A 13,673-nucleotide genomic window follows, 5' to 3' on the forward strand; every position below is an offset into this window, starting at 1 on the left:
GGACGGGGCTTCACGGGCGCGTCAGGGAACGCGCGGGGGGCGCCGGGCGCTGTTATCCTGCGGGGCCGCCTTTTCCGTCCTCCTGCCCCCGAACCACCGCATGTCCGCGCCCGCGCCCCGTCCTCTCTCTGTCGACAGCTTGCTGGGGCCTGGTGGCGCGCTGGAAGAGGCGTTGCCCGCGTACGAGCACCGCCCGGAGCAGCTCCAGATGGCGCGCGCGGTGGAGCGGGCCTTCTCCGAAGGCAGCTACCTGCTGGCGGAGGCCGGCACCGGCACGGGCAAGACGCTGGCGTACCTGGTGCCCGCGCTCCTGTCGGGGCGCAAGGTGGTGGTGTCCACGGCCACGAAGACGCTGCAGGACCAGGTGTTCTTCAAGGACCTGCCGCTGCTCAGCGAGAAGCTGGGGCTGCGCTTCGAGGCGGCGTACCTCAAGGGGCGCGGCAACTACCTGTGCCTGCACCGCTATGACTCCTTCGAGAAGGACCCGCAGTTCATCTCGAAGGAAGAGGCGAAGCAGTGGCCGCTGCTCAAGAAGTGGGTGACGCAGACGGAGACGGGGGACCGGGCGGAGCTCGACTTGCCGGAGTCCTTCGCCGCGTGGTCGCGGCTGTCCACCACGTCGGAGACGTGCCTGGGCTCGCGCTGCTCGCAGTATGAGACGTGCTTCGTCACGCGGATGCGCAAGCGCGCGGAGGTCGCGGACCTGCTGGTGGTGAACCACCACCTGTTCTTCGCGGACCTGGCGCTGCGCAGCTCCGGCAAGCGCACGGAAGGGGTGCTGCCCTTCTACGACGCGGTCATCTTCGACGAGGCGCACGCGCTGGAGGACGCGGCCAGCAGCCACTTCGGGTGCAGCGTGTCCAACTACCGGCTGGAGGAGCTGTCGCGCGACGCGGTGGCGGCCCTGCCGGCGAAGGACGAGCGCCACGCGACGCTCTCCGCGCTGGCCCAGCGGGTGCGCTCGCACGCGGACGCGCTGTTCCTCCAGGCGCCGCGCGCGCTGGGGCTGTCCAGCCAGGAGTCCACCGTGGCCCTGCGCCCGGAGACGATGGGCAAGCTGTCCGGCGCGCTGGAGCAGGTGCGCGAAGGCCTGGCCGCGCTGGCGTCCTTCGCGGGCAGCGAGCGCGAGCCGGAGCTGGCCGCCATCCACCGCCGCGCGGAGGAGATGGCGGAGCAGCTCACCTTCCTGGAGAAGTCCGAGTCCGCGGACCACGTGTACTGGGCGGAGGCGCGAGGCAAGGGGCTGTTCCTGCGCGCGAACCCCATCGACGTGGCGAAGGAGCTGCGCGACCGGCTCTACGGCGCGCTGGACACGGTGGTGTTCACCTCCGCGACGCTCGCGGCGGACAGCCGCTTCGACTTCTTCGCCAGGCGCATGGGCATGTACGACGACGAGGGCCAGCCCGTGACGCGCGTGCGCACGCTGGCGGTGCCCAGCCCGTTCGACTTCCCCCGCCAGTCCGCGCTGTACCTGCCCACGCACCTGCCGGACCCCAGCGCCCCGGGCTTCATCGAGGCGGCGGCGGAGGAGATCATCCAGCTGTGTGAAGTGACGGGAGGGCGCGCGTTCGTCCTCTTCACGTCCCTGCGCAACATGGTGCGCGCGTACGAGCTGACGGCGACGCGGCTGCCTTATCAAGCATTGCTCCAGGGAGAGCGGCCCAAGCAGCAGCTGCTGGACGCCTTCCGCCAGACGCCCAGCGTGCTCTTCGCCGCGCACAGCTTCTGGGAGGGCGTGGACGTGCCCGGGGACGCGCTGAGCCTGGTCATCATCGACCGGCTTCCCTTCGCGTCTCCTGGAGACCCGCTGGTGGCCGCGCGCATCCGTCAAATCCAGGCGCGTGGCGAGGAGCCGTTCGACCAGTACCAGCTGCCGCAGGCGGCGCTGGCGCTGCGCCAGGGCTTCGGGCGGCTCATCCGCACGCAGGCGGACCGGGGCATCGTGGCGATGCTGGACCGCCGCATCGTGACCAAGGGCTACGGCCGCGTGTTCCTCTCCAGCCTGCCGCCCGCGAAGCGGATGGAGGACACGACGGAGCTGAGCCGCTGGTTCAACGGCCCGGTGCGCCCGGTGCCGCCCGTGCGCTCGATTCGCTGAACACGTCGCGCAGGCGCAGGCCCACGCGGGCCTGGAAGGGCGGCGCCAGGGTGTCCACGCCCGCGCGGCCCGCGAGGTACTCACGGTCGAAGAGGTTCTCCACCGCGCCGAAGGCGTCCACCTTCCAGAACAGGTGGCGGCTCACGAACAGGTCCACCACCGCCGCGCCGCCCATGCCGCGCGTGTTGAGGTCGTCCTCGTACTGGGGGCCGAACACGCGCAGCTGCGCGGTGACGGAGACGATGGACGGGTCGTCGAAGGTCACCGCGAGCGAGCCGCGATGCCTGGGGTCCTGCGGCAGCTGGCGGCCCACGAGGTCCGGCTGGCCGGGGGCGCGCGTGACGACGGGGTCCACGAAGGTATAGGCGGCGAGCGCGGTCCACCGCCGCGACACGCGCCAGTCCGCGCCCAGCTCCACGCCGCGCACGCGGGCCCGGCCCAGGTTCTGGCGCTGGCGGGTGGCGCCGTCCGGCAGGGGCGTGGCGAGGGTGACGTTGGTGACGGGCGCGTCCAGCACGTTCCAGAAGCCGGTGACGCGGCCGGTGAGCCCGCGCGGGCCGGTGGCCTCCACGCCCGCCTCGGTGCCCCAGAGGCGCTCGGCGCCCAGGTCCGGGTTCGCGGCGGTGAGGACGGTGCCCACCTGGAAGGGGCGGTAGAGCTCGTTGAGGGTGGGGGCGCGGAAGGCGCGGTACGCGGAGGCGCGCAGGGTGAGCCACTCCAGCGGGCGCACGCGCGCGGCCAGGCGCGGGCTGAGCTGGCTCGCGGTGCGGGGCTCGAACTCGGTGAAGGTGGCGGTGCCGTTCGCGAAGCTCTCCAGCTGGCTGCCGTCGAAGTTGCGCCACGTGTCCCAGCGCAGCGTGCCGGCGAACTCCAGCGCGGGGGACACGGTGTAGAGGTCCTGCACGAAGACGCCGCCGGACAGCTGCGTGCCCTGCGTGTTGCGCGCGTAGAGCGTCCTGGCGGTGGCGGTGGCGGGGAAGAGCAGCTCATCGGCCTTGCCGCGGGAGCGGCGCACGTCCACGCCCGCGGCGAGCACGTGGGTTCCTCCCAGCGTCAGCTCCGGACCGGTCCAGACGAGCGAGCCGCCCTGGTCGTTCGCGGGCACGTTCTGGAGGGCGGAGCGGACCTCGAAGTTGCGGTCCGCGGCGACGCGGGCGCGGTCCTGGGCGAAGTGCTGGGTGCGGCCGAAGAGGCCCAGCTCGAAGGTGCCGGCGGCGTCCGTGCGGAGGCGGGCGTTCGCGGCGAACCACGCCAGGTCCACGCTGGCGACGGTGTACCGGGTGCCGCCGTTCTGCGTCTCGCGGAACACGCCCGCGCGGGCGGAGAGGGAGAGGTGGTCGGTGGCCGCCGCTTCGACGCGCGCCTGGGCGCTGACGTGGTTGGAGGGGGTCTCGCCATCGATGCGGCCGCGCTGGCTCTCGGGGACGATGCGATAGCCGTCGCTGGTGAGGCCCTCGACCTCCAGGGAGGCGCCCACGCGGCCCCAGCGGTCCGCGACGCGCGCGGCGGCGAAGCCGGTGCCCAGGTTGCCCACGGACACGTCCGCGTCGAGCACCGGGCCGGTGATGGGCCGGGAGAACAGCTGCACCACGCCGCCCAGCGCGGCGCTGCCATAGAGCGCGGAGCCGCCGGTGGGGACGACCTCGATGCGGTCCAGGCCCAGGCGGGGCAGGGCGCGCCAGAAGACCCAGCCGCCGTAGGGGTCGTTGAAGGGAAGCCCGTCCAGCAGCACCAGCCCACGCGCCACGCCGGACGGAGCGAGCCCGCGCAGGTTGAGCCCCTGCGCGGTGGGGTCCGCGACCAGCGACGGCGTGCGGCGGAAGGTGGCCGCGGACGGCAGCGTGCGGATGAGCGCGTCCTGCGTGAGCGTGGGGCTGCGTTCGATCTCCGCGCGGGGAATCACCACCGTGGTGGCGGGCACGTCGCGCAGCGGCCGGGGCAGGCGCGTGGCGGTGACGACGGTGCGGGTGTCGCGAGGAGGCTCGGCCTTCGGCTCGGGCTGACGCTCGGGCCCGGCGGGAGCCACGGGGGGCTCCGGCTCGGGGGCCGTGTCCGCGTCCACCGTCTGTGCGCTGGCCACTCCGGGCAGCAGCAATGCCAGTCCAAGACGGCAGGGGAGCGACAGTCGGGAAGAGGCGCGCGGTCCAGGCATCGCGCCCCGCTCTACTGGATGTCGTGCTCCCGGGCGAGCGATGGCGGGCGCCAGAAACACGAACGGCGGTGAAGCGCCCGGAAGGCCACTCCACCGCCGCCGTTCTCGGCCAGGAGGCCGTGGGGGAACTAAGCCGTGGCCACGCCACCGCCCGAGGCGGCCGGGCCCTGGTACTGCGCGTCGCCGAAGCCGAGGATGGCGTAGAAGACCGGGCCGAGCAGCGCCAGACCGATGCCGAAGCCCGTGCCCTTTCCGAAGGACTTCGCCATGTCGATGCTGATGATGAACAGCGCGATGAAGTTCACGCACGGCAGCAGCGCCAGCACCACCCACCACGCCGGGCGGCCGACAATCTTCGTCATCACGTAGATGTTGTAGAACGGCACGATGGCCGCCCAACCCGGCTCGCCCGCCTTGGCGAACGTCTTCCACATGCCGGCGATCACGAAGCCGATGAAGGCCAGGTAGAAGATCCAGAACACCAGGCCCGGACCCTCCGCCTGCTGGTTCTGCATCTGCTGCATCATCTCAAGCTGCTGCTCATCCATGACTTCCCCCTCGGAAGTGTGGGCCCGGCCCGGTGGGCGGGGCCCAGTTCACTCCAGAACAAAGGCGAAGTCGGGGGGAGAAAGCAAATTCCTTCCCCACTGTCGCCGCGAGCCGCTCAGGCCTTCAGCGTCTCCGGGACCTGCCAGTCCGGCTTCAGCCGCTGGATGATCTTCACGAAATTCTCCTTGTCCTGGGCTTTCTCCAGGGCTGCTTCCGGGAGGATGACGTCGTCCTTCACCAGCCGCTCCAGGTGCATGTCCAGGGTCTGCATGCCCTGGTTCTGGCCGGCCTGCATCTTGGAGGCGATCTGGAACACCTTGCCCTCGCGAATCATCGCGGCGATGGCGGGGCTGCCCACCAGGATTTCGAGCGCGGCGACGCGGCCCTTGCCGTCCGCGGTCTTGATGAGCTGCTGGGCGACGATGCCGGCCAGCGACTCCGCGAGCATGCCGCGCACCTGGCCCTGCTCGTCCGCGGGGAAGGAGTTGATGATGCGGTCGATGGTGGCGGGGGCGCTGTTGGTGTGCACCGTGGCGAAGACGAGCACGCCGAAGCTCGCCAGCTGGAGCGCCAGCTTCATCGTCTCGTTGGTGCGCAGCTCGCCGATGAGGATGACGTTGGGGTCCTCACGGCCGGCGGAGCGGATGGCGGTGGCGAAGCTGGAGGCATGCGGGCCCACCTCGCGGTGGGTGACCTGGGACTTGAGCGATTCGTGCACGAACTCCACCGGGTCCTCCACGGTGAGCACGTGCGCCGGGCGCGTCTTGTTGATGTGGTTGATCATCCCCGCGAGCGTCGTGGACTTGCCCGAGCCCGTGGGGCCTGTCACCAGCACCAGTCCGCTGCGGCGGTCCGCCATCTTGCGCACCACCTCCGGCGTCTTCAGGTCCTCCAGCGACAGCACCTTGCTGGGGATGGTGCGGAACACGGCGCCAATGCCGGTCATCCGGTAGAAGTAGTTGGCGCGGAAGCGGGCCTTGGTGCCGTAGCCGTAGGCGAAGTCCAGGTCCAGCTCCTCGGTGATCTGCCGCTTCTGTTCGGGCGAGCAGATCTCGAAGAGCAGCGACTCCAGCTCGTCGGTGGTGAGGGCTTCTTCGCGCAGGGGCACGAGCTCGCCGCGGATGCGGCCCAGGGGCGGGTAGCCCACGCCCAGGTGCAGGTCGCTGCCCTTCTTGTCGAGCAGGATGTCGAACCAGGCGGCGATGCGAGGGGTGTCCGTCATGTCACGCGCCCTTCTTGCCAAGCAGTGAGCCCACCTTGGACAGCATCCGCGCGCCCTCCTGGGCGGTGGCGGGCGGGGGCACGGTGGGAGCGGCGCCGGGGCGCTTGCCCGTCACCATGGCTTCGATTTCGTCCGGGTTCTCCGCGAAGCCCTTCACCGTCTCCAGCGTCGCCTTGCCGGAGCGGGCCAGGTCCGCGAGCGAGTCCTCGAAGCGGACGATGCCCAGCGACTTGCCGCGCTGCTGGAGGGAGGGGATTTGGTACGTCTTGTTGTCGCGGATGAGGTTGCCCAGGGCCACGGAGCCGGTGAGCACCTCGGCGGCGGCGACCAGGGACTTGCCGTCCGTGGCAGGCATCAGCCGCTGGCTGACGATGAGGCGCAGGCCGCTGGAGAGCGACAGCCGCACCTGCTGCTGGTCCGCCGGCGGGAAGAGGTCGATGAGCCGGTCGATGGTCTTCGCCGCGCTGGGCGTGTTCATGGTGCTGATGAGCAGGTGGCCCGTTTCGCTGGCGGCGAGCGCCATGCGCACGGTCTCCGTGTCGCGCAGCTCGCCCACGACGATGACGTCCGGATCCTCGCGGAGGCTGCCCTTGAGGGCGCTGGCGAAGGTGCGGGTGCTGGTGCCCACCTCGCGCTGGCTGATGAGGGCGCGCTTGCGCGGGTGCACGTACTCCACCGGGTCCTCCACGGTGAGCACGTGGTGCGTGGTTTCGCGGTTGATGATGTCCACCAGCGCCGCGAGCGTGCTCGTCTTGCCGTGACCGGAAGGGCCGGTGAGCACGATGAGGCCCTGGTGGTGGTGCGTGGCCTTGGCGATGTCCGAGGGCAGGCCCAGCGACTCCAGGGTGGGGATTTCGCGAGGGATGACGCGGAAGGTGCCCTTGAGGCCCGTGCGCTGGCGGCAGACGTTGACGCGGAAGCGGCCGGTCTCCTCGGAGTCCAGCGCGAAGTCCACGCTGCCGTCCTTCTCCAGCACGTGCCGCAGCCGCTCCGGGATGATGGGGAGCAGGAGCCGCTCCACCGTCTCCGGGGACAGCGGCGTGTCCTGCGGCAAGAGCTCCCCGGCCAGGCGCAGCAGCGGAGGCCGTCCGGCCACCAGGTGCAGGTCGCTGGCGCTCATGCTGCGCGCCTGCTCCAGCAGCACGGTCAGGTCGCGGCCCAGAGCGGAGGTCGCGCGCGCGATGGGGATGACCCGCGCGGGAGGATGCGCGCTGGCGGAGGAGTGGGCCGGAGCGCCCGCGTGTGAAGGAGCGCCCGCGTGTGAAGGAGCGCCCGCGTGGGGGGCCGCGCCACCAGGAACTCCGCGCGCGGCGGCTCCCGCACCCAGGCCACCCGGTTGCGCGGCTCGCGCGTCCACGGGCGCGGACATGGCCGGCACTCCCGCGTAGGGCGTGCGCGTGGGGGCCTGCGCGGACACGGCCGGCACTCCCGCGTAGGGCGTGCGCGTGGGCGCCGCTGGGGCCGCCGCGGTTGCTGGAGCCGTCGCGGCTGCTGGAGCCGCGGTGGTCGCCGCGCCTTCCACACCTCGCGTGAGGCGCACGTTCATCAGCTCGCCCCGGCGCACCGCCGCGATGTTGAGGGAGCCCAGGCCGGTGGCGTTCACCGTCCACTGCACCGGCGTCTCCGACACGGAGGACGCGCGCGCCATGCCCACCATCGCCTGGAGGGCCTTCACGAGCTCGTCGGTGGAGAGGGCGCCTGGATCAATGGGCTCGTAGCCGTTGGCGCCGCGCACCATCGGAGGACGGCCGCTGGCCAGGGCCAGCTCGGTGATTCCAGGACGCGATAGATGACGCAGCAGTTCCGCGAGCGGTTTCATTCAGGGGGGGAGGCCCCACCGCTGCCGTGCGTCAGGCCCGGCGGGGTGGAAACTCCCGCGAGGATAGTCGACCGCCACGCTCCAGGTCACCCTGGGGGCATGGCCCCAAACGCACGACGGGAGCGGCCGTGCGAGGGCCCCTCCCGTCGGGTCCAACCGATTGCGTTGGGGTACTGCGGACTTACAGCTCGCGAGACATCAGGAGCCGCAGCTTGCCGGACTTCTTGGAGACCACCGTGGCCACCGTGGTGAAGCCCGCCTTGCGGTAGAAGCCCACCGCGGGCGCGTTCGCAGGGTCCACGCGCAGGGCGATGGTCTTGCGGTACATGTCGCGCGCCGCGTCCAGCGCCTTGTCCAGCAGCATGGCGCCCACGCCGTGGCGCCGCAGCTCCGGCTTCACCACGATGTTGCGCAGGTAGGCCGCGCCCGGCACCGGACCGTCGCGCTCCACCGTTACGTAGCCCACCACCTGGTTCTGGAGCCGCGCCACGTGGAGGAAGGGCTTCAGCTGGGTGAGGGCCTTGAGGCTCTCCTCCTGCGACTCACCCCGCCCCTTCCAGGGCTCGGAGTTGGCGCGCAGGGCCGACACCGTGGTCAGGTCCTCGTCGGTCGGCGGACCGAATTTGACCCCGGTCACCAGATCGTTGGGGAGCGTCGCTCCTTCCAGCACCGGCGTGGGGGCCGCCACCTCGACGCCAGGGTCCACCTGCTTCATCGTCATCGCCTTGCTCCTCCGTCGCGTCCGCGATCCTAACCGGTCCCCCCGTACCCATGCACGCGATCATTCCGCGCGCATTGTCCTGTTTTCCGTGTGGGGAGACGTCCTCCTCCCAGGCGGGGAGCAGGAAGTACTCGAAACGCCGCCTGCGGGAGCGTCATTCCGGGAAGACATGTCCCGCTCCGCTGTCTGGACTGCGAGCGGCCTTCCGCGCGGAGCGTGAGGCCATTATAAAACCCCTGTCCGGGTCCCCCTCGGTCCGAGTTCCGCCCCTTGCAACTCAACCACGCCCAGCGCGAGCTGACGCTCAAGATCGTCTATTACGGCCCCGGGTTGAGCGGGAAGACGACGAACTTGCGCAAGCTGCACGCGCGAGCGCGGCCGGACGTGCGAGGGCGCCTCCTGTCGGTGGATACGCACGACGACCGGACGCTCTTCTTCGACCTGCTGCCCGTCTTCTTCTCCACCTCCACGGGCTTCAAGGTGAAGGTGAAGCTCTTCACCGTGCCGGGGCAGGTCATCCACAACGCCACGCGGCGGGTGGTGCTCCAGGGCGCGGACGCCGTGGTCTTCATCGCGGACAGCCGACGGGGCGCGGCGCAGGAGAACAACGCCTACTGGCGCAACCTGCAGGAGAACCTGCGGGAGATGGAGCTGGACCCCACGCAGGTGCCGGTGGTCATCCAGTTCAACAAGCGCGACCTGCCCGACAGCCTGACGGACGAGGAGCTGGCGGAGGTGCAGCGCCGGGGCAACCAGCCGGTGGTGGGCTCCGTGGCCGTGCGAGGCGAGGGCGTGGTGGAGACCTTCCACGCCGTGGTGCAGACGGCCTGGCGCGCGCTGGAGGGCCGGGCGCAGCTGTCGCGCAACGTGGGGCTGAGCGAGGAAGAATTCCTGGGGCAGATCTTCCGTCACATCGACCTGAGCGGCACGGCGCTGGAGGGGCGGTACGGCCCCGGCGCCATGCCTGGTGGCAGGGAGAGCGGGAGGGCGCCATGAACGGCGCGTCAGGCGGAGGACCCCGGAACGCCGCGAGCGCGCCCCGGCGCGAGTCCGCGCTCCAGCGGCGGCTGACGCTGGGGGACCTCTTGGACCTGCCGTCCTTCACGGAGGTGGTGAAGGGCTTCAGCGACCTGTACCGCGTGGGCATCAAGGTGCTGGACACGCGCGGCAACAAGCTGGCGGACGTGAAGGTGGGCCACGGCGACTTCTGTGCCTACGTCTTCTCCTTCCCGGACGGCCGCCACGCGTGCACCGCCATGGTGGGCCGGGTGAAGGACGGCCCCGTGCTGCCGGAGGCCGGCGGGCGCGTGGCGGACGGAGACGTCTCCGAAGCGGCGGGCCTCATCGCGCTCACCTGCTTCACCGGCCTGCGCTACGTGGTGATGCCGGTGCGCTGGGACGGCGACCTCTTGGGCCGGGTCATCCTGGGGCCCTTCACGCCGGAGGAGCTGACGGACTTCCCGGAGACGCTCACCAGCATCCACGGGCTGGACCTGGAGCGCGCGCAGGAGCTCCTGGGCCGCGTGCGCCGCGTGCCGGAGCGCACCGCCGCGCAGGTGCTGGGCCACTTCGGCCAGGTGCTGGGCGCGCTCGTCGCCAGCGGGCAGAAGGCGTACCTGGCCACGCACCTGCATCTGGAGTCCACGCTGGAGGTGCACCGCGAGCTGGAGGCGCAGAACGCGCGGCTGCTCCAGGCGAACGCGCGGCTCAAGGAATTGGACCGGCTGAAGTCCACCTTCCTGGGCACGGTGAGCCACGAGCTGCGCACGCCGCTCGCGTCCATCCTGGGCTATTCGGAGATGATGGCGGAGGGGCTGGCGGGGCCGCTCAACCCGGAGCAGCTCCAGTACGTGCGCACCATCGTGGAGAAGGGCGAGACGCTCCTCTCGATGATCTCCTCGCTGCTGGACCTGAGCCAGATTGAGGCCGGGCGTCTGCGCCTGTCCATGGCGCCGGTGGATCCGGGCTACATCATCCAGACGGCGGTCTCCAGCGTGCTGCCGCAGGCGCAGCGCAAGGGCCTGGAGCTGGAGGTGCGGCTGCCGCACACGCCGCAGCCCCGGCTGGCGGGGGATCTGGACAAGCTGCGCCAGGTGGTGGTGAACCTGCTGGCCAACGCGGTGAAGTTCACGCCCGCGGGCGGCCGGGTGAAGGTGTCGCTGTCGGACGCGGCGATGCAGCAGGAGCTGGGCGTGCCCGGCTACCGCATCAGCGTGGAGGACACCGGCGTGGGCATCCGCGCCGAGGAGTTCGAGCGCATCTTCCAGAGCTTCTACCAGGTGGACGGCAGCTCCACGCGCGAGTTCGGCGGCGCGGGGCTGGGCCTTGCCATCGTGAAGAGCCTGGTGGAGGGCCACGGCGGACGGGTGCGCGTGGAGAGCGAGTTCGGCCACGGCTCGCGCTTCATCGTCCAGCTGCCGCTGCACCCGCCCATGCAGGGCGGGCTGTCCGCCGCGCCTCCGATGCCGGAGCCGGACCGCTTCTAGCGGTCGCCGGAGCCGGACCGCTTCTTGGCGCTCAGGGCTGGTGGGGCTGGATGAGCCCCGGGCTGCCCGGGGTGTTCGGAAGGAACTCCGGCAGCCGCGTCTGCACGAGCGCGCCCACGAGCCCCAGCAGCATCACCACGCCCAGCGCGCGGCCCAGCCGCAGGGTGAGCGAGCGCTGCTCCGACACGCGCGCCACGAGGATGAAGTTGATGGCGGCGCTGGCGAGCGACGCGATGATGGCGCCCACTCCGGCCGTCATGGGGGAGATGGTGCCGTTGGCGCACAGCGACGCGGCGGACGCCACCGCGGACGCGCTGGACACCAGTCCGCCCACGGCGCTCACCGCGTAGAAGCCCCAGCGGCCCAGGAGCGTCTGGCCCACGGTGCCCACCACCTGGAGCGCCAGGAAGATGAGGCCGAACTTCAGCGCGGACGGCAGCGAGAAGGGCGACTTCAGGGGCAGGGCGGGAGGCTCGGCGCCGGGCGCGGCCTCCGTGCGCGAGCGCACCAACGCCAGGCCCGTGCTGGACAGGAGGATGAGGACCAGCGGGATGGCGGAGTCCACCAGCGCGCGGAAGGAGAGCAGCCCCAGCAACACGGCGTTGCGCAGCGCCATGGCGGCGGTGGCCAGCATCACGCCCCGGTAGGCCACGTCGAGCAGGCGGCCGGACGTCTCGCGCACGCGGTTGGCCAGCTCCGCCACGGTGACGGTGCTGTTGACGAGCCCGCCCAGGAACCCCGTCACCTCCACGCCGTGCGTGCCGAACATCTTCCACAGCAGGTAGTTCACGAAGCCGATGGCCGCGATGAGGATGACGGTCACCCACGCGGCGCGCGGCTCGATGAGGCCCCACGGGTCCACCGGCTGCGCGGGCAGCACCGGGTAGATGGCGAAGGCGAGGATGGCCAGCAGGATGGCGCTGCGCAGCTCCTCGGCGGTGATTTTGTGGCTGAAGGTGGCCATCCGCTCCTTCCACGCGAGCAGGCCCGCCGTCGTCACGCCCACCGCCGCGGGCGTCACCGTATGGCCCAGGCCGCACAGCACGCCGGTGAAGCCCGTGACGAGCAGCGCGGCGGACGTGGTCAGCTCCGCGCCGCCGTTGGCGCGCAGGGACTGCCAGTTGAGGAAGCACAGCAGCACGCCCAGCAGCGCGAGGCTGAGCAGCGCGAAGTTCGGGCCCAACAGGCCGCCCATGCCGCCCAGCAGCGCCGTGAAGCCGAACGTGCGCAGGCCGGCCTCCTTGCCACGCCACTCGCGCTCCAGCCCGACGAACAGCCCCACCGCGAGCGCGAGCGTCAGCCGCATCAGCGTCTGCAGTGGCGGCCAGGAGACGACGGGGGGCAGTCCTTCCATCATGCGAAATCCCTCTCCCACCTCTCTGCTCGCCTGTCGGGCGGACGTCAACGCCGCACCCCGTCACGTGAGAGGGGCCCGCGTCAGGTGAGGGCGCGGGGGCCTTCGGGAGCGGGGCCGCCGCTGATGACGTGCAGCCGCTCCCAACCCTGGCGCGCGAGCAGTGGGTGCAGCCGGGACCGCAGCGCCGTCTGCAACGCCTTCACTCCGGCCTCGTCCTTCAATGACAGCGCGGGCAGCGACCAGCGCTCGCGCACGCGTGCGTCCATGCCTGGAGCGAGGCCCGCGACGTCGATGAAGACGTAGTGCGACGCGGGTACGCTCCGGTCGCGCGTCGGCGCGGCGCGCAGGTTCGCCTCCCGCATCAGCGCCTCCACGGCGGGCGGCGGCCCGTCATCCAGCCCCGAGCCCGGCGGCGGCGCCACCACTGCTCGCGCCCGGTCCGGGTGCGCCAGCGTGTTGAAGAGGGCGGCGGCCAGGTGCGCGGGCCCTGCCTCCGCGCACTCGAAGACGACGGTCTCCACGGGCGTGGCGGCGGGCCTCGGCGTGCCGCCCAGCAGCCACCGGAAGAGGAACACCGCCAGCGCCGCGCCCAACAGCTGCGCCGCGACGAAGGACTCCACCTCCCACGGGCTCATGACCCCCACGTGGGCGCTGGCCGCGCGCGCCAGCACCAGCGCCGGGTTCGCCAGCGAGCGCGAGTCCGTGAACCACACCGTCGCCGCCACGTACCCCGCGATGGCCAGCGGCGTCGCCGACGGACGCGTGCGCACGCAGCCGCGCACCACCACCAGCAGCCCGAACGTGGCCACCATCTCCGTGAGGAACCGCGCCCCGTCCGCCGCGGGCATCCTCGCGGTGAGCAGCAGCGGCTCATTGCACATGCGGTGCGCGATGAGCCGCCCCACCAGGCTGCCGGACAGCTGCGCCAGCGCGTACAGCGGCACCTCGCGCCAGGGCATGCGGTCCCCCAGCGCGTCCGCGAAGGTGAGCGCCGGATTCAGATGCGCGCCCGACAGCGGCCGCAGCACCCACAAGAGGCACGCCAGCACCGCGCCGCAGGACAGGGACATGAAGAGGCGTCCCTCGGTGGCGCTCGCGCCCAGGTGCTCCGCGACGTGGTGCGACCCCTCCAGCGCCACCACCAGCAGCCCGCAGCCCAGCGCTTCCGTCACCAGCCGGCGGCGCAGGTCCATGGGTGTGGCGGAAGAGAGCACTCCCCAGTCCTATGCCTGGGTGGTCCGACACCGTCAACGCCACGCGCCCCCATCC

At 71.6% G+C, this 13,673-nt stretch carries 10 protein-coding genes; 3 read left to right on the plus strand and 7 right to left on the minus strand.

Annotated elements, in window-relative coordinates:
- The first annotated feature begins 100 nt into the window (after positions 1–100).
- Complete coding sequence (locus D7V80_RS36095; RefSeq protein ID WP_120592413.1) at positions 101–2,098, plus strand: ATP-dependent DNA helicase; 1,998 nt, start codon at positions 101–103, stop codon at positions 2,096–2,098.
- Here D7V80_RS36095 and D7V80_RS36100 read toward each other — a convergent pair.
- The 5 genes from D7V80_RS36100 to D7V80_RS36120 form a co-directional block, all read right to left on the minus strand.
- Entirely contained in the window at positions 2,052–4,250 is a 2,199-nt protein-coding gene (locus D7V80_RS36100; protein ID WP_120592414.1) for a TonB-dependent receptor, read from the minus strand. The two genes, D7V80_RS36095 and D7V80_RS36100, sit on opposite strands and share 47 nt — an antisense overlap.
- A gap of 128 nt (positions 4,251–4,378) precedes the next feature.
- Complete coding sequence (locus tag D7V80_RS36105; RefSeq protein ID WP_014400078.1) at positions 4,379–4,798, minus strand: DUF5684 domain-containing protein; 420 nt, start codon at positions 4,796–4,798, stop codon at positions 4,379–4,381.
- A 116-nt stretch (positions 4,799–4,914) separates the two neighbouring features.
- Entirely contained in the window at positions 4,915–6,021 is a 1,107-nt protein-coding gene (locus D7V80_RS36110) for a type IV pilus twitching motility protein PilT (protein ID WP_120592415.1), read from the minus strand.
- Position 6,022: 1 nt separating this feature from the next.
- Positions 6,023–7,840, minus strand: coding sequence for a type IV pilus twitching motility protein PilT (locus D7V80_RS36115; RefSeq protein ID WP_120592416.1), 1,818 nt, complete (start codon positions 7,838–7,840; stop codon positions 6,023–6,025).
- Positions 7,841–8,021: 181 nt separating this feature from the next.
- Entirely contained in the window at positions 8,022–8,561 is a 540-nt protein-coding gene (locus D7V80_RS36120; RefSeq protein ID WP_120592417.1) for an N-acetyltransferase, read from the minus strand.
- Between the two features lie 270 nt (positions 8,562–8,831).
- Here D7V80_RS36120 and D7V80_RS36125 point away from each other — a divergent pair, with 270 nt between their 5' ends.
- Positions 8,832–9,557, plus strand: coding sequence for an ATP/GTP-binding protein (locus tag D7V80_RS36125; RefSeq protein ID WP_014400074.1), 726 nt, complete (start codon positions 8,832–8,834; stop codon positions 9,555–9,557).
- A complete protein-coding gene (locus D7V80_RS36130; protein WP_120592418.1) occupies positions 9,554–11,047 on the plus strand; it encodes an ATP-binding protein in 1,494 nt (497 codons plus the stop codon). The genes D7V80_RS36125 and D7V80_RS36130 overlap by 4 nt, the downstream gene beginning before the upstream one ends.
- A 31-nt stretch (positions 11,048–11,078) precedes the next feature.
- On the opposite strand, the gene D7V80_RS36135 is transcribed toward D7V80_RS36130, so the two are convergent.
- Together D7V80_RS36135 and D7V80_RS36140 are read right to left on the minus strand one after the other, a co-directional pair.
- Positions 11,079–12,404, minus strand: coding sequence for an MgtC/SapB family protein (locus D7V80_RS36135; protein ID WP_120592419.1), 1,326 nt, complete (start codon positions 12,402–12,404; stop codon positions 11,079–11,081).
- A gap of 80 nt (positions 12,405–12,484) precedes the next feature.
- Entirely contained in the window at positions 12,485–13,618 is a 1,134-nt protein-coding gene (locus D7V80_RS36140) for an aquaporin (protein WP_370452599.1), read from the minus strand.
- Positions 13,619–13,673: the final 55 nt, after the last annotated feature.

It is taken from the genome of Corallococcus sp. CA054B (assembly GCF_003611625.1).
Taxonomy (GTDB): Bacteria; Myxococcota; Myxococcia; order Myxococcales; family Myxococcaceae; genus Corallococcus; species Corallococcus coralloides.

Excerpts from the sequence above, each read along its gene's own strand:
- D7V80_RS36105 (WP_014400078.1), bottom strand. The coding sequence starts at position 4,798 with ATGGATGAGCAGCAGCTTGAGATGATGCAGCAGATGCAGAACCAGCAG.
- D7V80_RS36100 (WP_120592414.1), bottom strand. The coding sequence starts at position 4,250 with ATGCCTGGACCGCGCGCCTCTTCCCGACTGTCGCTCCCCTGCCGTCTT.
- D7V80_RS36135 (WP_120592419.1), bottom strand. The coding sequence starts at position 12,404 with ATGATGGAAGGACTGCCCCCCGTCGTCTCCTGGCCGCCACTGCAGACG.
- D7V80_RS36115 (WP_120592416.1), bottom strand. The coding sequence starts at position 7,840 with ATGAAACCGCTCGCGGAACTGCTGCGTCATCTATCGCGTCCTGGAATC.
- D7V80_RS36120 (WP_120592417.1), bottom strand. The coding sequence starts at position 8,561 with ATGACGATGAAGCAGGTGGACCCTGGCGTCGAGGTGGCGGCCCCCACG.
- D7V80_RS36095 (WP_120592413.1), top strand. The coding sequence starts at position 101 with ATGTCCGCGCCCGCGCCCCGTCCTCTCTCTGTCGACAGCTTGCTGGGG.
- D7V80_RS36110 (WP_120592415.1), bottom strand. The coding sequence starts at position 6,021 with ATGACGGACACCCCTCGCATCGCCGCCTGGTTCGACATCCTGCTCGAC.
- D7V80_RS36130 (WP_120592418.1), top strand. The coding sequence starts at position 9,554 with ATGAACGGCGCGTCAGGCGGAGGACCCCGGAACGCCGCGAGCGCGCCC.